The sequence below is a fragment of the Dokdonella soli genome (assembly GCF_039523175.1).
GTDB lineage: Bacteria > Pseudomonadota > Gammaproteobacteria > Xanthomonadales > Rhodanobacteraceae > Dokdonella_A > Dokdonella_A soli.
On sequence record NZ_BAAAEU010000002.1, the window covers coordinates 96,863 to 116,756 of the forward strand.

At 66.5% G+C, this 19,894-nt stretch carries 19 protein-coding genes and 1 pseudogene; 19 read left to right on the forward strand and 1 reads right to left on the reverse strand.

Features of this window, described 5'->3' with window-relative positions; translation table 11 throughout:
- Positions 1-16: 16 nt before the first annotated feature.
- The 10 genes and pseudogenes from rlmN (at position 17) to moeB (ending at position 9,725) form a co-directional block, all read left to right on the forward strand.
- The gene (gene rlmN, locus ABD002_RS02750) at positions 17-1,153 is read left to right on the forward strand and encodes a dual-specificity RNA methyltransferase RlmN (RefSeq protein ID WP_343787060.1); all 1,137 of its coding nucleotides are present in this window, start codon (positions 17-19) and stop codon (positions 1,151-1,153) included.
- Positions 1,143-1,919: a type IV pilus biogenesis/stability protein PilW gene (gene pilW, locus ABD002_RS02755; protein ID WP_343786895.1), complete on the forward strand. Its 777-nt coding sequence runs from the start codon at positions 1,143-1,145 to the stop codon at positions 1,917-1,919. The genes rlmN and pilW overlap by 11 nt, the downstream gene beginning before the upstream one ends.
- Before the next feature lie 227 nt (positions 1,920-2,146).
- Positions 2,147-2,353, forward strand: a pseudogene (locus ABD002_RS19620) (helix-turn-helix domain-containing protein); the annotation flags it as partial.
- A gap of 123 nt (positions 2,354-2,476) precedes the next feature.
- Positions 2,477-3,097, forward strand: coding sequence for a RodZ domain-containing protein (locus tag ABD002_RS19625; protein WP_486304383.1), 621 nt, complete (start codon positions 2,477-2,479; stop codon positions 3,095-3,097).
- A 137-nt stretch (positions 3,098-3,234) separates the two neighbouring features.
- Entirely contained in the window at positions 3,235-3,930 is a 696-nt protein-coding gene (locus ABD002_RS02765) for a YfgM family protein (protein WP_343786899.1), read from the forward strand.
- The gene (gene bamB / locus ABD002_RS02770; protein ID WP_343786901.1) at positions 3,927-5,123 is read left to right on the forward strand and encodes an outer membrane protein assembly factor BamB; all 1,197 of its coding nucleotides are present in this window, start codon (positions 3,927-3,929) and stop codon (positions 5,121-5,123) included. The genes ABD002_RS02765 and bamB overlap by 4 nt, the downstream gene beginning before the upstream one ends.
- A gap of 87 nt (positions 5,124-5,210) precedes the next feature.
- Entirely contained in the window at positions 5,211-6,611 is a 1,401-nt protein-coding gene (gene der, locus ABD002_RS02775) for a ribosome biogenesis GTPase Der (RefSeq protein WP_343786903.1), read from the forward strand.
- A 16-nt stretch (positions 6,612-6,627) separates the two neighbouring features.
- Positions 6,628-7,338: a molybdenum cofactor guanylyltransferase gene (gene mobA, locus ABD002_RS02780; RefSeq protein WP_343786905.1), complete on the forward strand. Its 711-nt coding sequence runs from the start codon at positions 6,628-6,630 to the stop codon at positions 7,336-7,338.
- The gene (locus ABD002_RS02785; RefSeq protein WP_343786907.1) at positions 7,310-8,563 is read left to right on the forward strand and encodes a molybdopterin molybdotransferase MoeA; all 1,254 of its coding nucleotides are present in this window, start codon (positions 7,310-7,312) and stop codon (positions 8,561-8,563) included. Before mobA ends, ABD002_RS02785 begins: the two co-directional genes overlap by 29 nt.
- Positions 8,564-8,567: 4 nt before the next feature.
- The gene (gene moeB, locus ABD002_RS02790; protein ID WP_343786909.1) at positions 8,568-9,725 is read left to right on the forward strand and encodes a molybdopterin-synthase adenylyltransferase MoeB; all 1,158 of its coding nucleotides are present in this window, start codon (positions 8,568-8,570) and stop codon (positions 9,723-9,725) included.
- 14 nt (positions 9,726-9,739) lie between these two features.
- Here the strand turns inward: moeB and ABD002_RS02795 are convergent, their stop codons facing one another.
- Positions 9,740-10,036 carry a DUF1244 domain-containing protein gene (locus ABD002_RS02795; protein ID WP_343786911.1) on the reverse strand — a complete coding sequence of 99 codons (297 nt, stop codon included), beginning with the start codon at positions 10,034-10,036 and terminating at the stop codon, positions 9,740-9,742.
- Between the two features lie 84 nt (positions 10,037-10,120).
- On the opposite strand from ABD002_RS02795, the gene folD reads away from it, so the two are divergent.
- From folD to ABD002_RS02840, 9 genes are all read left to right on the forward strand, one after another.
- Positions 10,121-10,975 carry a bifunctional methylenetetrahydrofolate dehydrogenase/methenyltetrahydrofolate cyclohydrolase FolD gene (folD, locus tag ABD002_RS02800; protein ID WP_343786913.1) on the forward strand — a complete coding sequence of 285 codons (855 nt, stop codon included), beginning with the start codon at positions 10,121-10,123 and terminating at the stop codon, positions 10,973-10,975.
- 62 nt (positions 10,976-11,037) lie between these two features.
- Complete coding sequence (locus ABD002_RS02805) at positions 11,038-11,901, forward strand: TRAP transporter TatT component family protein (protein WP_343786915.1); 864 nt, start codon at positions 11,038-11,040, stop codon at positions 11,899-11,901.
- 51 nt (positions 11,902-11,952) lie between these two features.
- Entirely contained in the window at positions 11,953-12,957 is a 1,005-nt protein-coding gene (locus ABD002_RS02810) for a TRAP transporter substrate-binding protein (protein ID WP_343786917.1), read from the forward strand.
- Positions 12,954-13,451: a TRAP transporter small permease gene (locus ABD002_RS02815; protein ID WP_343786918.1), complete on the forward strand. Its 498-nt coding sequence runs from the start codon at positions 12,954-12,956 to the stop codon at positions 13,449-13,451. Before ABD002_RS02810 ends, ABD002_RS02815 begins: the two co-directional genes overlap by 4 nt.
- Positions 13,448-14,728 (forward strand): TRAP transporter large permease, encoded by a 1,281-nt coding sequence (locus ABD002_RS02820; RefSeq protein WP_343786920.1) that lies wholly within the window; start codon positions 13,448-13,450, stop codon positions 14,726-14,728. The genes ABD002_RS02815 and ABD002_RS02820 overlap by 4 nt, the downstream gene beginning before the upstream one ends.
- Positions 14,729-14,784: 56 nt before the next feature.
- Positions 14,785-15,525: a pseudouridine synthase gene (locus ABD002_RS02825; RefSeq protein WP_343786922.1), complete on the forward strand. Its 741-nt coding sequence runs from the start codon at positions 14,785-14,787 to the stop codon at positions 15,523-15,525.
- A 90-nt stretch (positions 15,526-15,615) separates the two neighbouring features.
- Positions 15,616-17,076: an IMP dehydrogenase gene (guaB, locus tag ABD002_RS02830; protein WP_343786924.1), complete on the forward strand. Its 1,461-nt coding sequence runs from the start codon at positions 15,616-15,618 to the stop codon at positions 17,074-17,076.
- 155 nt (positions 17,077-17,231) lie between these two features.
- A complete protein-coding gene (gene guaA, locus ABD002_RS02835; RefSeq protein ID WP_343786926.1) occupies positions 17,232-18,797 on the forward strand; it encodes a glutamine-hydrolyzing GMP synthase in 1,566 nt (521 codons plus the stop codon).
- Between the two features lie 93 nt (positions 18,798-18,890).
- Positions 18,891-19,892 (forward strand): aspartyl protease family protein, encoded by a 1,002-nt coding sequence (locus tag ABD002_RS02840; protein WP_343786928.1) that lies wholly within the window; start codon positions 18,891-18,893, stop codon positions 19,890-19,892.
- The last annotated feature ends 2 nt before the right edge of the window (positions 19,893-19,894 follow it).

Genomic DNA, 19,894 nt, shown 5'->3' on the forward strand with positions numbered 1-19,894 from the left:
GACGCGCGGCCCCTCCGTGGCCCGCAATCCGCTTCCGGTGAAAACCGGCGGCAAGCCGAACCTGTTCGATTACGACCGCAAAGGCCTGCGCGACCTGTTCGCGCAGCTCGGCGAGAAGCCGTATCGCGCGGATCAGGTGATGAAGTGGATCTATCACCGCCACGTCACCGATTTCTCGGCGATGACCGATGTCGGCAAGGTCTTGCGCGACAAGCTGACCGACGCGGTCGAAATCATTCCGCCGAATACGCTGTTCGAGAAGCAGGCTGTCGACGGCACGCACAAGTGGCTGCTCGGCATGGACAGCGGCAATGCGATCGAGGCGGTGTTCATCCCCGAGACTTCGCGCGGCACGCTGTGCGTGTCCTCGCAGATCGGCTGCGGACTGGCCTGCTCGTTCTGCTCGACCGGCACGCAGGGCTTCAACCGCAACCTTTCCGCGGCAGAGATCATCGGCCAGGTCTGGGTCGTGGCGAAGCACCTCGGCAACGTGCCGCACCAGCAGCGCAAGCTCACCAATGTCGTGATGATGGGCATGGGCGAGCCGCTGCTGAACTTCGACAACGTGGTCGCCGCGATGAGCGTGATGCGCGACGACCTGGGTTTCGGTCTCGCCAACAAGCGCGTCACGCTGTCGACCGCCGGTCTCGTGCCGATGATCGACAAGCTGTCCGAATCCAGCGATGTCTCGCTCGCGGTCTCGCTGCACGCACCGAACGACGAGCTCCGCACCGAGCTGGTGCCGCTCAACAAGAAGTATCCGATCGACGAGCTCCTCGCCGCCTGCGCGCGTTACGCGGCACGCCGGCCGCGCACGACGATCACGTTCGAATACACGATGCTGAAGGGCGTCAACGACAAGCCCGAGTACGCGCGTCAGCTGATCAAGCTGATGCGGCGGCTGCCGGCCAAGGTCAACCTGATTCCGTTCAATCCGTTCCACGGCACGCGCTACGAGCGTTCCGACGAGGACGTGATCCGCGCGTTCCAGAAGATCCTGCTCGACGCGAATGTGCTGACCATGGTCCGGCGCACGCGCGGCGACGACATCGACGCGGCCTGCGGCCAGCTCAAGGGCCAGGTCATGGATCGCACACGCCGCCAGGCGGAATTCCGCCGCAAGCTGGAAAAGGATGTCGCCGATGCGGCTTGAGCGCGCGTTTCTCGCGATCGCATTGACCGCGTCGCTCGCGGTGCTGGCCGGCTGCGGTCCGAACACCGGCGGCTCGGTCAAGAAGGAGGACGCGGCCACGCAGCGCCAGGACGCGGCGCGCGTGCATACCGAACTCGGCCAGAAGTACCTGCAGCAGGGCAAGCTCGAGATGGCGCTCGAGAAGCTCAACAAGGCGCTCTCGTTCGACCCGGACTATGTCGACGCGCACACTGTGCTTGCAGTGCTCTACGAGAACATCAACGACCCGGCGAAGGCCGAGGAACACTACAAGCGTGCCGCGCAGTTGCGGCCCAAGGGCGGCGCCGAACAGAACAACTACGGCACGTTCCTGTGCAAGCTGGGGCGCTACGGCGAGTCGCAAGGCTATTTCGAGCGCGCGCTCGCCGATCCTTTCTACAAGACGCCGAGCGTGGCGCTGACCAACTCCGGCTCCTGCCTGCTGAAGGCGGGCAAGCGCGACGAAGCCGAGAAGGCCTTGCGTCTGGCGCTGGAACAAAGTCCGAATGATGGCGAGGCGCTGATCCAGCTCGCGTCGGTTCTGTACGAGAAGGGCGATTACTTCAAGGCGCGCGCATTCGTGCAGCGTTTCGAGGCGACCTCGCAGCCGCGTCCGGATGCCTTGCTGCTTGGCCGCAACATCGAGCTCCGGCTCGGCAACGGCCGCGGCGCCGGAGACTATACGCATCGGTTGCTGCAGGGATTCCCGGATTCGCAGCAGGCGCGCTCATTGAGCGTCCAGGGTTGATCATGAGCAGGAAAGAGGGTCGGTCATCGGCGAGCGCCGAACCGATGGGGGCGAAGCCGGTTGTGGGCGGACAGGCGGTCGACACGTCCGGAACCGGTGGAGCGAGCGAGGAAGGCGGCAGTCAGTTGACACTGCCATTGTCCAGAGGAATTCACGCAATGAGAGCCGTAGAGGCCAGCGAAGTGAATGAGCACAATCAGGGGACAAGCGAGGCGAGCGCTGCACCGATGGAGCTGTACGGTCGTGTCGATGCGCCGCTCGGGCAGCGTCTTGCCCTGGCACGTGAGCGACGGGGCTGGAGCCATGCGGATGTCGCCTCGCGGCTGAAACTTCCGGTCAAGCTGATTGCCCGTCTCGAGAGCGACAACTACGAAGGTTTGACCCAGGGGGTATTCCTGCGCGGTTACCTTGGCAGTTACGCGCGCCTGGTCGGCGTTCCGGACGAGCAGGCGGCCAGCGTCGCCGCCGCGCACACGCAGGCAGCGCCGCTCGTTGCGACCGGCACGATCTCGCGTTCGCGTTACCTGTTCGAACGCTATTCGGTCAGCGCCACCTATCTGGTCCTGACCGCGATCATCGTGGTGCCTGCGGTATGGCTGGCGACGCATGGTGGTCTCGAACAGAACCTCGCGCGCACGACACCGCTGGATCCGCCGGTAAACATCGTTGCGGCGCCGGTTCGTGACGCGGTTGCGTCCAGCGAACCGTCGGCGGACGTCGCCACGACGGAAACCGCGATGACGGCTGCGGCCGACACCAAGCCAGCGCAGGCGGTTGTGTCCGCGCCGGTCGACCAGCCGCCAGTGATCGCCTCGATGACCCCGTTCACGAGCGCGCCGAACCAGGCTCCGGAGTCCGCACCGGCTGAATCGGCTCCGGTGTCGGCCGCGGTGGTCGGCAGCGGCGCGCACACGCTGGATCTGAAGCTCAGCCAGCAGAGCTGGGTCGAGATCACCGCAGCGGACGGCCGCAAGCTCGAATACGGCATGCTGGCCGCGGGCACCGAGCACAGCTATCGCAGTGACGGACCGTTGTCGGTCCGGCTCGGCAATGTGCAGGGAGCTGTGGTGCGCAGCGACGGCAACATTGTCGACCTGGCTCCGTTCCAGCGCGGCAATGTCGCACACGTGAAGCTGTTCGGCGGCGCCAGCGCGGGCATCAGCCGCGTGGAACAGTAGCGCGTTCCTGAATTTTCCTGCACCGCGCGGTGGAGGTCGCCGGCCGCGCCGGTACGGTTTCCTGCTAACCTTGTGCGCCTTCCGGCCGGCCGCCTGCGCGGCTGGCCGCGTCCTTTCGCGTTTTTCCAGGTGAATGCATGTCTTTCGACGTTCTCGACGAACACGAGCAAGGTGAACTGGTCCAGAAATGGTTGCGCGAGAACGCGCTGTCGATCGCGATCGGCGTGGCACTCGGGCTCGTGCTGATCTTCGGGTGGCAACAGTGGAAGGCGCACCGCGTGCGCCATTCGGCCGAAGCCGCGGCGCAGTATCAGGCACTGGCCGATGCTGCCGATGCCAAGCACGACGACGGCGTCGCCAAGGTTGCCGAAACCTTGCGCAAGGATTTCCCGGATACGGCGTATGCCGTCTTCGCGGCCATGCGTGAGGCCGATGCGGCCACCGCGAAGGGCGATCTCGCGGGCGCAGCGACCGCACTCTCATGGGCACAGGAACATGCCGATGTTGCCGGTCTGAAGTCGCTCGCCACGCTGCGCCTCGCGCGCGTCAAGCTCGCCCAGGGCGATGCCGATGGCGCGATCAAGCTCGTCGATGGCGTGCCGAAAGATGACTACGCCGCGCTCGCCGGCGAACTCCGTGGCGATGCACTGAGCAAGCTCGGCCGCACCGACGATGCGCGCAACGCCTACCAGGATGCGCTGTCGCATCTCGATGCCCAGGCGCCGAACCGCGGCTTCGTGCAAATGAAACTGGATGATCTGGCGAGCGCGTCGACAAAGATCGGCGCGCCGGCTGCAGAGAGTTCGCCGACCACGGAGAAGCGCGGCTCATGAAGCGCTCGCTACTCGTCATCGTCGCGCTCACCACCGCGCTCAGCGGATGCACCTGGCTGAAAAGTCTCGGCAAGAAGGACAACGTCGAGCCGCCGACACCGCTCACCGAATTCAAGCCGACCGTACAGGTCGATCACGTCTGGAGTGAAGGCGTCGGCAAAGGCGCCGGCATTTCCGGCGTGCGCCTCACGCCCGGCAGCGCCGATGGCCGGCTGTACGCTGCCGGCATCGACGGCACGGTGGAGGCGATCGATGCGGCCAGCGGACACACACTCTGGCAGAAGCGTCTGGGAAATCGCTCCGGCTGGTTGTGGCGCCGCGGCGACAATTCACTGCGCTGGTCCGGCGGCCCAAGCGTGCAGGGCGACCTGCTCGTCGTCGGCGGCCTCGACGGCCAGCTCTACGCGCTGTCGACGCAAGACGGTGCCGAGCGCTGGCACGTGCAGATGAGTTCCGAGGTGATCGCCGCGCCGGCGATCGCCGAGGGCGTAGTCGTGGTACGCACCAATGACGGTCGACTGGTCGGCCTCGACGCCGCAGACGGCAGCCGCAAATGGATTTTCGATCAGGCCGTTCCGGCCCTCAGCCTGCGCGGCAATTCCGCGCCGCTGATCGCGAACCGTGTCGTCTACGACGGCTTCGACAACGGCAAGGTCGTGGCGGTGCGGCTGGATGACGGCAACGAGCTGTGGGCGCAGTCGCTCTCCGGTGGTGAGGGTCGTACCGAGGTCGAGCGTCTCTCCGACGTCGACGGCAACATCGTCTATGACGGCGCTGCACTGTATGCGGCCGGCTATCGTGGCCAGGTTGCCGCGCTCGCGCCGGACAGCGGACGACCGCTCTGGCAGCGCGACCTGTCGAGTTATGTCGGCGCCGCGGTCAGCGGCAATACGGTCGTGATCGTCGACGCGGACGGCAACGTCTGGGCGTTCGATCGCGAGACCGGCGTGAACCTGTGGAAGCAGGATCAGCTGAAATACCGCTGGCTGAGCGCACCAGCGATCCAGGGCAAGTACGTTGCGGTCGGCGACAGCGAGGGCTACGTGCACTGGCTGAGCCTGGACGAAGGCAAGTTCGCCGCACGCGAACGCCTCAGCCGCAAGCCGATCGAAGGCGCGCCCTTGGTCGTCGACGACGTGCTCTATGTGGAAGACGTGAAGGGACGCATCGGCGCGTACCGCGCGCGGCAATAACGCCCCGCGCCACGCGTTGTCGCGCGCCCACCTGATACCCCCTCGCGCGGACTGATCTGCGCGCGGGTTTTTTCTCCGGAGCCCGCGATGCTTCCCGTAGTTGCCCTGGTCGGGCGCCCCAACGTCGGCAAGTCGACGCTGTTCAACGTGCTGACGCGTACGCGCGACGCGCTGGTCCATGACCTGCCGGGCGTGACTCGCGACCGCCACTATGGCGTTTGCCGCCTTGCGGCCGCGCCGTTCGTCGTCGTCGACACCGGCGGCCTGGTCGACCACGCCGAGGGCATCGAGAGCCAGACCGCGCGCCAGGCCGGTTTCGCGATCGACGAGGCCGACGTCGTGCTGCTCACCGTCGACGCCCGCGACGGCCTGCTGCCGACCGATCGCGCGATCCTCGATCGCCTGCGGCGCGCCAGCAAGCCGATGCTGCTGATCGTGAACAAGGTCGACGGCCTCGACGAACACGGCGCGCTGGCCGAGTTCGCCGCACTCGGCGTCGCCTCGGCACTGCCGGTTTCCGCAGCGCATGGGCGTGGTGTGACGCCGTTGCTGGTCGCGCTCGAAGCGCTGCTTCCGAAGGCCGAAATCGACCCGCTCGCCGTGCTGCCGGACGAAGGCATCCGCGTCGCGATCGTCGGTCGCCCGAATGCGGGCAAGTCGACCCTGGTCAACCGCCTGCTCGGCGAGGAGCGCGTGATCGCGTCCGACGTGCCGGGCACCACGCGCGATTCGATCCGCATCGCGCTCGAACGCGACGGCAAGCGCTACACGTTGATCGACACGGCCGGTATCCGGCGCCGTGCGCGCATCGAGGATGCGGTCGAGAAGTTCAGCGTGATCAAGGCGCTGCAGTCGGTCGATGCCGCGCACGTGACGGTGCTGATGCTGGACGCGCGCGAAGGCGTCGCCGACCAGGACACCGCGCTGATCGGGCACGTACTCGAATCCGGCCGCGCGCTGGTGATCGCGGTGAACAAGTGGGACGGCATGGACAAATACCAGCGCGAGCAATGCGTCGCGTCGCTGTCGCGCAAGCTCGAGTTCGCCACGTGGGCGCGCCAGGTATTCATTTCCGCGCTGCACGGCAGTGGCATCGGCGAACTGATGAAGGCGGTCAACCGCGCCTACGCGTCGGCGAACCACAAGTTCACCTCGTCAGAGTTGACGCGCGCGCTCGAGGCCGCCTATCAGGGCTACCAGCCGCCGCTGGTGCGCGGCCACTCGCCGAAGCTGAAGTACGCGCATCCGGGCGGCTCGAATCCGCCGACGATCATCATCCACGGTTCGCGCACGAAGCACATCGCCGAGGGCTATCGGCGTTATCTCGAGAATTTCTTCCGCAAACGCTACCGCCTCGAAGGCACGCCGATCCGCATCGAGTTCCGCGACAGCGAGAACCCGTTTGCCGGCAAGCGCAACGAGCTGACCGAAGGCCAGCAGCGCCGGCGCTCGCGCATGATCCGCAACGCCAAGCGCGGAAAGCACTGACCCGGCTGGAGCAGGCATGTCCCTGCCGCCGCTCACAGTTGCGATCCTTGCCGGGGGCGCGGCGACCCGACTCGGCGGTCGCGACAAGGGGCTCGAACCGCTGGGCGGACAGCCGTTGATCGCTTGGGTGATCGACGCAGTCGCTGCAATGAATACCGATACGACTTCGGTCGCGCCGACCTTTGAATCCTCTCCTTCAAGGAGAGGGCGGGGTGGCGATGGATTTCCACGCCTTGCAACGTCCAACACGATTGGAGCCGCTTCCACGGCGCCGAATCTGCTGATTGTTGCGAATCGCCATCTCGGCGACTACTCGCGCTACGCGCTCACGATTGGCGACATCGTCGCTGGATTCCACGGCCCGCTCGCCGGTGTCGCCACTGCACTCGCGGCCTGCACGACGCCGTGGCTGCTGACCGTCCCGGTCGATTGCCCCGATCCGCCGCGCGATCTCGCGCGGCGCCTTGCCGAGGCCACGCTCGAGTACGACGCGGCCGCGTTCGTCGCGCACGACGGTGAACGCCGGCAGCCGCTGTTCGCGCTGTATGCCCGCGATCTGGCCGCATCCGCTGCTGTCGCCGTCGATGCGGGGCAGGGCGTCTGGCAATGGCAGACGTCGATCGGCGCGCGCGAGCTTGATTTCTCCGACCGGCGCCGGCAGTTCCGGAATCTCAACACGCCCGAGGAATTCGCAGCGTATGCCGCAGAGCACCGGCTCGAATCCTGATTTCCCGACGCGCCTGTCGGTCGACGAAGCGCGCAGCCGTGTGCTCGAGCTCTGCGCGTCGCGCCGACTGCCGGCCGAATCCGTCGATCTCGACGATGCATTAGGTCGTGTGCTCGCCGAAAACGTGATCGCACCTCACGACCTGCCGCCGTTCACGAATTCCGCGATGGACGGCTACGCGCTGCGCGGCGCCGACCTGCCGGCGCAGGGCGAACGCCGCTTCCGGGTTGCTGGCCAGGTGCTGGCCGGCGCGGGTGACGCACCTTCTTTCGAAGCCGGCGCATGCGTCCGCATCACGACCGGCGCGCCGCTGCCGCCCGCTGCGGATACGGTCGTGATCAAGGAGAACGTGACCGTCGATGGCGACGCGATCGTGATCGCGGCCGGCGAACGCGTCGGCGCGAACGTGCGCCCGGCGGGCGAGGACTATCGCGGCGGAGAGACCGCGCTGCGTGCCGGCGACCTGCTGACCGCTGCGCGTCTCGGCGTGCTGGCCTCGTGCGGTTTCGCACGCGCGAAGGTGGCGCGGCGGCCGCGCGTCGCGCTGTTCGTGACCGGCGACGAACTGGTGCCGCCGGACCGGCCGCTCGGTTTCGGCCAGATCCATGACAGCAATCGTTACAGCCTCGGCGGGCTGCTGCGCGGTGCCGGCATCGAGCCGGAGCCGATCGCACATCTGCGAGATGATCCGGATGCGCTGCGCGTCGCCTTGCGCGAAGCCGGCGAGCGCTGCGATCTGGTGATCAGCAGCGGCGGCGTGTCCGCCGGCGAGGCGGATTTCCTGCCGGGTCTGGTCACCGAACTCGGTCGCGTGCATTTCTGGAAAGTGCGCATGCGGCCGGGCATGCCGGCGCTCTGTGGCGAGATCGGCGGCGCGCTGGTATTCGCACTGCCAGGAAATCCGGTGTCGACGATCGCAACCTTCCTGATGCTAGTGCGGCCGGCCTTGCGGGCGTTGCAGGGTGCGCGCGAAACCGGTACGCGCAGCTGGAAGGCGCGGCTCGCGGCGCCGATCGTGAAGAAGCACGACCGCGCCGAGTTCCTGCGCGCTTCGATCGTGACGCATGATGACGGTGCGCTGTGGGCGACGCCGCTGCGAAGCCAGGGTTCGGGCATGCTGCGTGGCGTCGCCGAGGCCGATGCGCTGATCGTGGTGCCCGAGCACACGCACGAACTCGCGGCCGGCGCGGTCGTGGAAATCATGCCTTTGCCGGGCCTATGCTGAGCACATGAACGCACGTTCCAACGCAATGCCTGCGCCCGGCGCGACCGTGGAAATCGACCCGGCCGCTGCGCTGCTGCGCCAACGCGCCGGCGCGCTGCTGATTGACGTGCGCGAGGATGACGAGCGCGCCGCCGGCAGTGCGGCCGGCTCGACCGGACTCGCGCGCAGCCTGCTCGCCGAGCGCATCGGTGAGATCGCACCGGATCGCGGACGCGAGATCCTCGCGATCTGCGGCAGCGGACGCCGTTCGCTGCTCGCGGTGGAGACCCTGCGCGGACTCGGCTACGCGAACAGTCTTTCGGTACGCGGCGGCTTCGCGCGCTGGAAGCAGGAAGGCTTGCCGGTCGAACAGGGTGTGCTCGACGCGGATTCGGCCGAGCGCTATGCGCGCCACCTCGTGTTGCCCGAGGTCGGGGTCGCCGGACAGCTGCGGCTTTCGAAGGCGCGCGTCGCGCTGATCGGCGCCGGCGGGCTCGGTGCTCCGGCGGCGCTGTATCTCGCCGCGGCTGGTGTCGGCCACCTGACCCTGATCGACGACGACCGCGTCGATCGCTCGAACCTGCAGCGTCAGGTCATCCACACCGACGCAAGGGTCGGCGTGCCGAAAGTCGAGTCCGCACGCATCGCGCTGGGTGCGCTGAATCCGAATGTGCGCGTCGAGGCGATCGCGCAGCGCGTGCAGGCCGCGAATGTCGAATCGCTGCTGCGCGACCACGATGTCGTGATCGACGGTGCCGACAATTTCCCGGCGCGCTATCTGCTCGATGCCGCAAGTCGGCGACTGAAGATTCCGCTCGTTTACGGCGCGGTGCACCGGTTCAGCGGGCAGGTCAGCGTGTTCGATCCGCGCCGCGCGGATTCGCCGTGCTACCGCTGCCTGTTTCCGCTGCCGCCGAGCGCGGCCGAGGCGTCGAACTGCAGCGAAGCCGGCGTGCTCGGTGTGTTGCCCGGCGTGATCGGCATGCTGCAGGCAACCGAGGCGCTCAAGCTCGTGCTCGGCATCGGCATCTCGCTGGCCGGACGTCTGCTCTGCTACGACGCGCTGGCGGGGACTTTCCGCGAGCTGCGCCTGCCGCGCGACCCGGATTGCCCGGGTTGTGGCGCCAGAGCGCATTTCGAAGGCTATGAGGACATCGCGCGGATTTGCTCGGCGCCAGCCTGACGCCACTCGTCGCGTCAGGTGTGCTTCTTCTGCGCCGCTGCGAATGCGGCGAGTTGCTCCGGCGTTGCTTCCGGCTGGTATTTTGCCTTCCACTGCGCAAAGGGCTCGCCGTAGATACGTTCGCGCGCAGCGTCCTTGTCGAGTTCGATGCCGCGCGTGGCGGCCGCTTCGCGGTACCAGTCGGCAAGGCAGTTGCGGCAGAAGCCGCCGCTGATCATCAGGTCGATGTTCTGCACATCGGTGCGCGTACGCAGGTGTTCGAGCAGGCGCCGGAACGCGGCGGCTTCGAGTTCGGTGTCGAGATCGGTCATGGCGGCAATTCCTGTGTCGTGCGCTCGAGGTTTGAGCGCCGCAGCGCGGGCATGGGATAATGCACGCTTTACGCTGGAAGCCCAATGACCGCGCGACTCCTGGATGGCCGCCGCATCGCCGATGAAGTGCTCGATGGCGTCGCCGCGCGGGTCAAGGCGCGCGTCGCTGCCGGCAAACGCGCCCCCGGGCTCGCGGTCGTGCTGGTCGGCGCGGATCCGGCGTCCGCGGTTTATGTGCGCAACAAGCGGCGCGCCTGTGCGCAGGTCGGTTTCCGCTCGTTCGATTTCGACTTGCCTGCGACGACGAGCGAAGCGGAACTGATTGCGCTGATCGATCGCCTGAACGGCGATCCCGAGGTGCACGGCATCCTGTTGCAGCTGCCTTTGCCCGCAGGCGTCAATGCGACGCCGCTGATCGACCGCATCGATGCGCGCAAGGACGTCGACGGCTTCCAGGCCGAAAGCGTCGGCCGGCTCGCACTGCGCCAGCGCGGCTTGCGCCCGTGCACACCGAAGGGCGTGATGACTCTGCTCGCTCATACGGATCGGCCGGTGCGCGGACGCAAGGCTGTTGTAATCGGCGTATCCAACCATGTCGGCCGACCATTGATCCTGGAGCTGCTGTTGGCAGGTTGCACGACCACGGGTTGCCACAAATTCACCGCGGACCTTGAAGGCGAGGTGCGCCAGGGTGACATCGTCGTGGTTGCGGTCGGCAAGCCGGGGCTGATCAAGGGCGAATGGATCAAGCCTGGCGCGGTCGTGGTCGACGTCGGGATCAACCGGCTCGATGACGGGCGACTCGTCGGCGATGTGGAATTCGCGCCGGCCGCCGAACGCGCATCGTGGATCACGCCCGTGCCCGGCGGCGTCGGACCGATGACGGTCGCGACGTTGATCGAGAACACACTCGAGGCCGCCGAGACGTTTTTCGACTGAGCCGTCGTCGTCGACGGATTCACCCTTGATGATCAGCGCCATTGCGCACCGGAACCATCGATATGCCGCATTTCCTGCCATTCCGACTCTCCGTTGTCGCCGCCTGCGCCATCGCAGTGGGCGGCTGCGCGACCGTCGTCAACAAGGCCAGCCAGCATCTTGCCGACGATCTCACCCTCGGCATCCTCGACCAGGACGACGCCGCACTCGCCCGCGACGGCATCCCGGCGTGGTTGATGCTGGTCGACGGCCTGATCCAGGGTGATCCGCAGAACACCGGCATGCTGATCGCCGGCGCGCGCCTGCATGGCGCCTACGCAGGCGGCTTCATCGACGAACCGCAGCGTGCGCAGCGATTGGCCGCGCGCAGCTTCGGTTATGCCAAGCGTGCAACCTGCATTGCAGACGCGGCGCTGTGCAACCAGCTCGATGCACCCTTCGAGACGTTCCAGGGCGAAGTCGCGAAGGTCGCCGCAAAGGACGCCTCGCTGCTGTACGTGCTCGCCGCCTCGTGGGCCGGCCAGATCCAGGCGAACAGCGGCGACTGGAAGGCGATCGCGGATATCCCGAAGGTGCAGGCGTTGCTCGGACGTGTGGTCGCCCTCGATCCCGGCCTCGCGAACGGCGAGCCGTACATGTACCTCGGTGTGCTCGCGACCTTGCGCCCGGCCTCGCTCGGCGGCAAGCCGGAGGAGGGCAAGGCGGACTTCGAGAAGGCCCTTGCATTGTCGGGCGGCAAGAACCAGATGGTGCGGGTGCTGTACGCCGAGCGTTATGCGCGGCTCGTGTTCGACAAGGACCTGCACGACCGGCTGCTGAACGAGGCGCTCGCGGCGGACCCGCATGCACCGGGACTGACCTTGATCAACGTGCTCGCACAGCAGCGGGCGCGCAAGTTGCTCGAATCGGGCAAGGATTATTTCTGACGCGCCCGTTTGTCGGCGCGGAATAAACAACGAAGGTATGGAACGAACACCATGATTACCCTGAGCAAGCGCTTGCTGGCCCTCGCCCTCGGCTTCGCCGCGATGTCGGCCGATGCCGCCACGATCAAGATTGCCACCGTTGCGCCGGATGGCACCGCGTGGATGCGCGAGATGCGCAGCGCCGGCGAGGCGATCAAGGCCAAGACCGATGGCCGTGTCGAGATCAAGTACTACCCCGGCGGCGTGATGGGCGACGACGCCACCGTGCTGCGCAAGATCAAGATCGGCCAGCTGCAGGGCGGTGCATTCACCGGCGGCGAGGCGGCGATTCTCACGAAGGACGCACAGGTGTACAGCCTGCCGTTCCTGTTCCGCAGCGAGGACGAGATCGACAAAGTCCGCGCCAAGCTCGATCCGCTGCTCAGGGCGCAATTCGCGAAGGACGGCTTCGAACTGCTCGGTGTCAGTGGCGGCGGTTTCGCGTACCTGATGAGCACCCGTGACATCAAGACGCGCGATGACCTCAAGGCCGCGAAGGTGTGGGTTCCGCAAGGCGACAAGATCGCCGAGCTGGCGTTCAAGACTTCGGGCGTGACGCCGATCCCGCTGCCGCTGTCGGATGTCTACACCAGCCTGCAGACCGGGCTCATCGACACCGCCGCGAACACGCCATCCGGCGCGATCGCGTTCCAGTGGCATACCAAGCTCAAACACATGGTCGACCTGCCGCTGACCTATGTCGTCGGCGAACTCGTGATCGACAAGAAGGCCTACGACGCGTTGAGCGCGGACGACCGCAAGACCGTCGACGCCGAGTTCGGCGCCGGCTTCGCGCGCCTCGAGAAGACCAACCGCAGCGACAACGCCTCTGCACGCGAGGCGCTCAAGCAGCAGGGTATCGGCATCGCGACTCCTGACGCGGCCGATCGCAAGAGCTGGGAGTCGGTCGGCACCGATGTGTACAAGCAACTTGCAGAGCAGGGCGCGCTCACGCCGGAGATGCTGAAGGCATTGAACGCAGCGTTGGCCGAAGTGCGGGGCGGGGCGGCGCAGTGAGCGGCGTCGGCGCGCTGCGCTGGCTGGATCGCATCGAGACCGGCCTGATCGCCGTGCTCGTGCTGGCGATGGTGCTGCTCGCCGGCGCGCAGATCGTGCTGCGCAATTTCTTCGATACGGGCCTCGCCTGGGCCGATCCGCTGCTGCGCGCGATGGTGCTCTGGGCCGCGATGCTCGGTGCGCTCGCGGCGGCACGTGACGACAAGCACATCGGCCTCGATCTGGTCACGCACTTCGTGCATGGCCGTGCACGGCGCGTGCTGCGTGCCGTGACCCTGCTGTTCGCCGCGGCGATCTGCGCGGCGATGGCGTGGTACGGCGTCGGCCTGATCGAACTCGACTACGGCTCGGGCGCGGCGACCGCCGGCATTCCGAACTGGTGCCTCGAGGCGATCGTGCCGGTCGGCTTCGCGCTGCTCGCGCTGCGCCTTGCGCTGCGCGCGTTCCGGCCACCGCGCAGCCATGCACCCGCACTCGCGCCGGAGCTGCCATGATCGTTCTGGCTGCGCTGTTGCTGATCCTGCTGGCCGCTCTCGGCGCGCCGTTGTTCGCGCTGATCGCGGCGATCGCGCTGCTCGGTTTCCACGCGGCGGGGCAGGAGGGCGTCGCGGTCGCCGTCGAGTTCTATCGGCTCGCCGACATGCCGGCGCTGATCGCGATCCCGCTGTTCACGCTGGCCGGCTACCTGCTCGCCGAGAGCCAGGCGCCGCAGCGACTGGTGCGCGTCACGAATGCGCTGCTCGGCTGGCTGCCGGGCGGCCTCGCGATCGTCGCCGTGCTCGCCTGCGCGATGTTCACCGCGTTCACTGGCGCGACCGGCGTGACCATCGTCGCGCTCGGCGCGGTGCTGTATCCGGCCTTGCTGCAGCAGAAATACGGCGAGAAATTCTCGCTCGGGCTGCTCACCGCGTCCGGCAGCCTCGGTCTGATCCTGGTGCCGTCGATGCCGCTGATCCTCTACGGCGTCGTTGCACAGCAGTTCCACACCACGCCGCCGGTCACGATCGACGCGCTGTTCAAGGCCGGCGTGCTGCCGTGCGCGCTGATGGTGCTGCTGCTCGGCATCTACAGCGTCTGGCATGCGCGCCGAGTCGGCGTCACGCGCGAGCGCGTCAGCGGCACGGAGCTGCTCGCGGCACTGCGCGGCGCGGCCTGGGAGATACCGCTGCCGTTCGTGATTCTCGGCGGCATCTATTCGGGCAAGCTCGCCGCGTCCGAGGCGGCCGCGGCGACCGCGCTCTACGTGCTGGTCGTGACCGTGCTGGTCCGCCGCGAGATCCCGCTCGCCAAACTGCCGAAGGTGGCGCGTGAGGCGATGTTGCTGGTCGGCGCGATCCTGATCATCCTCGGTTTCTCACTGGCGCTGACCAACTGGCTGATCGACGCCGAAGTGCCGGAGAAGCTGTTCGCGGCGATCCAGGGCAGCATCACCAGCAAAGGCATGTTCCTGCTCGTGCTGAACGCGTTCCTGCTCGTGTTCGGCATGCTGCTGGAAGGCTTTCCAGCGATCATCATCCTGGTGCCGCTGGTGCTGCCGGTCGCGCTGCACTACGGCGTCGATCCGGTCCACCTCGGCATTCTGTTCCTGGCGAACCTGCAGCTCGGCATCTTCCTGCCGCCGGTCGGCATGAACCTGTTCATCGCGAGCATGCGCTTCGACAAACCGGTGCTGACCCTGGTCCGCGCGAGCGTGCCGTTCTTTCTGATCCTGCTCGCTGCAGTGCTGGCGATCACCTACTGGCCGGAGCTGTCTCTCGCGCTGGTGCGCTGAGGCACGCGGCGATTACTTGCGCCGCGTATGTGCAGCGCGCCCGACGGGATCGCCCGATGAACAGCCACAGCCTTGAACTCCTGCATCTGGACGAGCACCTCGTCGCGGTGAACAAACCCGCGGGCCTCGCGGTGCACCGCAGCCGCCTGGTCGGCGCCGACGATGACTATCTGATGGACCGCCTGCGCCTGCAGGTGGAAGGCCGGTTGCATGCGGTACACCGTCTCGATCGCGCCACCAGCGGCGTGCTGCTGGTGGCACGATCGACCGAGATGGCGGCCGAACTCGGCCGCCAGTTGATGGCACGCACCGTGGAAAAGACGTATCTCGCGGTCGTGCGTGGCTGGCCCGCCGAGCAGGGCTCGATCGACTATCCCCTGTCCGGCTCGAGCCTGCGCGGCGAGGCCAAGTCGGCGCTGACGCACTGGCGCCGGTTGGCCACGGTGGAGGTGCCCATCGCGCAGGGCCGCTATCCCCAGCAGCGCTACGCCCTGCTCGAGGTGAGCCCGGAAACCGGGCGCTACCGGCAGATCCGCAGGCATTTCCATCACGTCTCCCACCATCTGCTGGGCGACACCAGCCATGGCCGCGGCGACCACAATCGCCTGATCCGCCAGCACTACGGCGTGCATCGGCTGCTGCTGCACGCGCGGCGGCTGGCAGTGGTTCATCCGGCGACGGGGCAGTCGCTGAAGCTGCAGGCGCCGCTCGATGACGCCTGGCTGCGGCTGCTGCAGGCGTTTGCGTGGATGGAGATGCTTGATGCGGACGCCGGTGAACCGACGGTCATGGCCTGAACCTCCGCCGCCGGTGCTTGCTGGCACGCGGGGATCGGAGGCATGGGAGCAACGGGTGGCGGCGGCGCGGTCGAGTCTGTAAAATAGGGCATGCGCATCCTCTCCGAAGCTCTTACCTTCGACGACGTTTCGCTCGTACCGGCTTATTCTGCTGTTCTGCCGCGCGACGTCGATCTCGGCACCCGCCTGACCCGCAACATCCGCCTGAACCTGCCCATCGTGTCCGCCGCGATGGACACGGTCACCGAGGCGCGTCTGGCGATCACGATGGCCCAATGCGGCGGCATCGGCATCATCCACAAGAACATGACGATCGAACGCCAGGCCGCCGAAGTGCGCCTGGTCAAGAAGTTCGAATCCGGCGTGATCCGCGATCCGATCACGGTCGGGCCGCACACCTCGATCCGCGAAGTCATGCAGATCACGCGCGGCCACAACATCTCCGGCGTGCCGATCGTCGACGGCGAGCAACTGGTCGGCATCGTCACGCACCGCGACCTGCGCTTCGAGAAGAAGCCGGACGATCCGGTGCGCAACATCATGACGCGCAAGGAACGCCTGGTCACGGTCAAGGAGGGCGCGAGCGAGGAGGAAGTGCTCGCGCTGCTGCACAAGCACCGCATCGAGAAGGTGCTGGTCGTCGATGACGCGTTCCGCCTGCGCGGCCTGATCACGGTCAAGGACATCCAGAAGGCACGCGACAACCCGAACGCGTGCAAGGACGATCGCGAGCGCCTGCGCGTCGGTGCCGCGGTCGGCGTCGGCGGCGACACTGAACAGCGCGTCGCGGCATTGATCGAGGCCGGCGTCGATGCACTGGTCGTCGACACGGCGCACGGGCATTCCGATGGCGTCATCGAGCGTGTGCGCTGGGTGCGCAGGAATTTCCCGAACGTCTCGCTGATCGCCGGCAACATCGTCACCGGCGATGCGGCTAAAGCCCTCGCCGATGCGGGGGCGGATGCGGTCAAGGTGGGTATCGGTCCGGGCTCGATCTGCACGACACGCGTGGTCGCCGGTGTCGGCGTGCCGCAAATCTCCGCGGTCGGCATGGTTGCCGAGGCGTTGAAGGGCAGCGATGTTGCGCTGATCGCCGATGGCGGTATCCGCTACTCCGGCGACATCGCGAAGGCACTCGTGGCCGGCGCGGACTGCGTGATGATCGGCGGCATGTTCGCCGGCACCGAGGAGGCACCCGGCGAGGTCGAGCTGTATCAGGGGCGCTCATACAAGAGCTATCGCGGCATGGGTTCGCTCGGTGCGATGCAGAAAGGCTCGAAGGACCGCTATTTCCAGGACGACGAGAGCGACGCCGACAAGCTCGTGCCGGAAGGCATCGAAGGCCGCGTGCCGTATCGCGGACCGCTGCGCAGCATCGTGCACCAGCTCGCCGGTGGCCTGCGCGCCGCGATGGGTTATGTCGGCTGTGGCACCGTTGCCGACATGCGCACCAAGCCGCAGTTCGTGCGTATCACCTCGGCCGGCGTGCGCGAGTCGCATGTGCACGACGTGACCATCACGAAGGAAGCGCCGAATTACCGGCTTGATTGATCATCGAGGACGGCGCGAGGGCGGTTCCACCCTCGCGCACGGAGAGAGTTGCCGTTCGCCCCGAGCTATCGAAGGGCGAGCCATCATGCGTCGCGAGCATTCGCGCTTCGATATCCCGGCGTGAACGGATCTCCTTCTCAGTGCTGTTGCAGCGAATGACAAATATCCATAGCGACAAAATCCTGATCCTCGATTTCGGCGCGCAATACACGCAGCTGATCGCGCGGCGCGTACGCGAGATCGGCGTCTATTGCGAGATCTGGGCCTGGGACCACGATCCGGCCGAGATCGCCGCGTTTGGCGCGAAAGGCATCATTCTTTCCGGCGGACCGGAATCGACGACGCTGGCGGACGCACCACGCGCGCCGCAGATCGTGTTCGATGCCGGCCTGCCGATCCTCGGCATCTGCTACGGCATGCAGACGCTGGCCGCACAGCTCGGTGGCGCGACCGAGGCCGCGGATGCGCGCGAGTTCGGGCATGCAAAGGTCGAGGTCGTCGCGCAGGACCGCCTGTTGGCAGGTCTCAGCGACCATGCACCGGCACAGGCACTCGATGTCTGGATGAGCCATGGTGACCACGTCGCCGCCGCGCCACCGGGCTTCGTCGTCACCGCGCGCACCGATCGCATTCCAGTCGCCGCGATGGCGAACGAAGCCAAGCGCTGGTACGGCGTGCAGTTCCATCCCGAGGTCACGCACACGAAGCAGGGCAGTGCGCTGCTGAAGCGCTTCGTCACCGATATCTGCGGCTGCGCGCCGTTGTGGACCCCGGCGAACATCATCGACGACCAGATCGCGCGCGTGCGCGCGCAGGTCGGCGACGACCGCGTGCTGCTCGGGCTCTCCGGCGGCGTCGATTCCTCGGTCGTCGCCGCGCTGCTACATCGCGCGATCGGCGAACGCCTGACCTGTGTGTTCGTCGATACCGGCCTGCTGCGCTGGAAGGAAGGCGACCAGGTGATGGCGATGTTTGCCGAGCATATGGGCGTTACGGTGATCCGCGTCGACGCAGCTGACCGTTTCTACGCGGCGCTGGCTGGCATTGACGATCCCGAGGCCAAGCGCAAGATCATCGGCCGTCTGTTCGTCGAGGTGTTCGACGAGGAGGCGCACAAGCTCGAAGGCGTGAAGTGGCTCGCGCAGGGCACGATCTATCCGGACGTGATCGAGTCGGCCGGGAGCAAGACCGGCAAGGCTCACGTGATCAAGTCGCACCACAACGTCGGCGGCCTGCCCGAGCAGATGAAGTTGAAACTCGTCGAGCCGCTGCGCGAGTTGTTCAAGGATGAGGTGCGCCGTATCGGCGTCGAACTCGGCCTGCCGCGCGCGATGGTCTACCGGCATCCGTTTCCGGGACCGGGTCTCGGTGTGCGCATCCTCGGCGAGGTCAAGCGCGAGTACGCCGAGATCCTCGCGCGCGCCGACGCGATCTTCATCGAGGAACTGCGCAAGGCAGATCTGTACGACCGCACCAGCCAGGCTTTTGCAGTGTTCCTTCCGGTCAAATCGGTCGGCGTGGTCGGCGATGCGCGCGCCTACGAATGGGTTATCGCGCTGCGTGCGGTCGAGACGATCGATTTCATGACCGCGCACTGGGCGCATCTGCCGTATGACTTCCTTGGTGCAGTTTCCAACAGAATAATCAATGAGATATCCAATATATCTCGTGTCGTTTATGACATTAGCGGCAAGCCGCCGGCGACGATCGAGTGGGAATGAGGGACTCAGCCGTCGATCTCAGCGATGGTTCGTATCAGCGGGAATAGGAAGGAAGGCGTGAGTTCTCGTAGGTATGAGGGCTCGAGAGATTTCATGCCTACGTTCGCGCGTTGCATCGAGGTCGGCAGGATGATGGGCAACCCGAGCATTCTGATCTGCGCAATCCGCTCCAGCGTCTTTGGCCTGGGCCTGGTGTTCGGCTTGCCAGCCTGCGCCGCCGACCAACCGACGCCTGTCCCGGACCCGGTCAACTCCGCCTCTTCGCGGGCGATACCCTTCGACTACGCCTCCCAGCACGCGCCGTTGATCGTCGTCCAGGCGAGAATTGGAGAGAAGCTGGAAAAAGCGGACGTCGTCATCGATACGGGCGCGGCACCGCCGTTCTCCGTGTTCCTCAGTGACGCGGCCGCGAAGCGCCTGGCATTGACCCGTTCCCGTGAAATCACGCCAACGGACAGCATCTCGGTCGGACCGCAGCAGCAAAGCTACAGTACCGCAACCTTGCCCCGTTTCGAGTTGGGTCCTGTTGTCCTGGGCCCCACGGAAATCGCCGTCACATCGATGATCGATCGGATGAGCGTGGGCGTGGGACGGCGTGTGGATGCGATCGTGGGCTATCACTTTCTTCGCGACCGCACGTTTTCGATCGACTACGAAAGCCGCTGCATCGACTTGGCGGCGAAGCCGGGTCCCGACGCGGGTGCAACCAATTTCCTCCTGGCTGCCAAGAAGCCGATTCTTCTGGTGAAGGCAACGGTGAACGGCACGGGGCCCTATACGATGGAGATCGACACCGGAGCCACGGGCACCGTTTTGTCGCCCTCCGCTGCGGCGCGTGCGCACGTGGCGACGGAAGGCCAAGGCGTGCAGGGTGGCGCGGGCGGATCGGTGCAAGTGGGGGTGGGCAAGGCCGTGTTCGGCTTTGGCGGCGTCAACCGCGCTCTCGAACGTATCGCGATTTCGGATTCCATGACCACGATCAGCGCCGGCGCGGGTACGCCGATCGATGGAATTCTCGGAACGGATTTCTTTCAGGGCACGCGGCTGACGATCGACTATTCGAGTCATAGGCTGTGGCTTGGCTCCGGTAAATAGGC

Coding starts and splice junctions, on each gene's coding strand:
- ABD002_RS02795 (WP_343786911.1), bottom strand. CDS start 10,036: ATGACCGATCTCGACACCGAACTCGAAGCCGCCGCGTTCCGGCGCCTG.
- bamB (WP_343786901.1), top strand. CDS start 3,927: ATGAAGCGCTCGCTACTCGTCATCGTCGCGCTCACCACCGCGCTCAGC.
- ABD002_RS02840 (WP_343786928.1), top strand. CDS start 18,891: ATGCCTACGTTCGCGCGTTGCATCGAGGTCGGCAGGATGATGGGCAAC.
- pilW (WP_343786895.1), top strand. CDS start 1,143: ATGCGGCTTGAGCGCGCGTTTCTCGCGATCGCATTGACCGCGTCGCTC.
- ABD002_RS02825 (WP_343786922.1), top strand. CDS start 14,785: ATGAACAGCCACAGCCTTGAACTCCTGCATCTGGACGAGCACCTCGTC.
- folD (WP_343786913.1), top strand. CDS start 10,121: ATGACCGCGCGACTCCTGGATGGCCGCCGCATCGCCGATGAAGTGCTC.
- guaA (WP_343786926.1), top strand. CDS start 17,232: ATGACAAATATCCATAGCGACAAAATCCTGATCCTCGATTTCGGCGCG.
- ABD002_RS02765 (WP_343786899.1), top strand. CDS start 3,235: ATGTCTTTCGACGTTCTCGACGAACACGAGCAAGGTGAACTGGTCCAG.
- ABD002_RS02805 (WP_343786915.1), top strand. CDS start 11,038: ATGCCGCATTTCCTGCCATTCCGACTCTCCGTTGTCGCCGCCTGCGCC.
- ABD002_RS02785 (WP_343786907.1), top strand. CDS start 7,310: ATGCCGCAGAGCACCGGCTCGAATCCTGATTTCCCGACGCGCCTGTCG.
- der (WP_343786903.1), top strand. CDS start 5,211: ATGCTTCCCGTAGTTGCCCTGGTCGGGCGCCCCAACGTCGGCAAGTCG.
- ABD002_RS02810 (WP_343786917.1), top strand. CDS start 11,953: ATGATTACCCTGAGCAAGCGCTTGCTGGCCCTCGCCCTCGGCTTCGCC.
- guaB (WP_343786924.1), top strand. CDS start 15,616: ATGCGCATCCTCTCCGAAGCTCTTACCTTCGACGACGTTTCGCTCGTA.
- mobA (WP_343786905.1), top strand. CDS start 6,628: ATGTCCCTGCCGCCGCTCACAGTTGCGATCCTTGCCGGGGGCGCGGCG.
- moeB (WP_343786909.1), top strand. CDS start 8,568: ATGAACGCACGTTCCAACGCAATGCCTGCGCCCGGCGCGACCGTGGAA.
- ABD002_RS02820 (WP_343786920.1), top strand. CDS start 13,448: ATGATCGTTCTGGCTGCGCTGTTGCTGATCCTGCTGGCCGCTCTCGGC.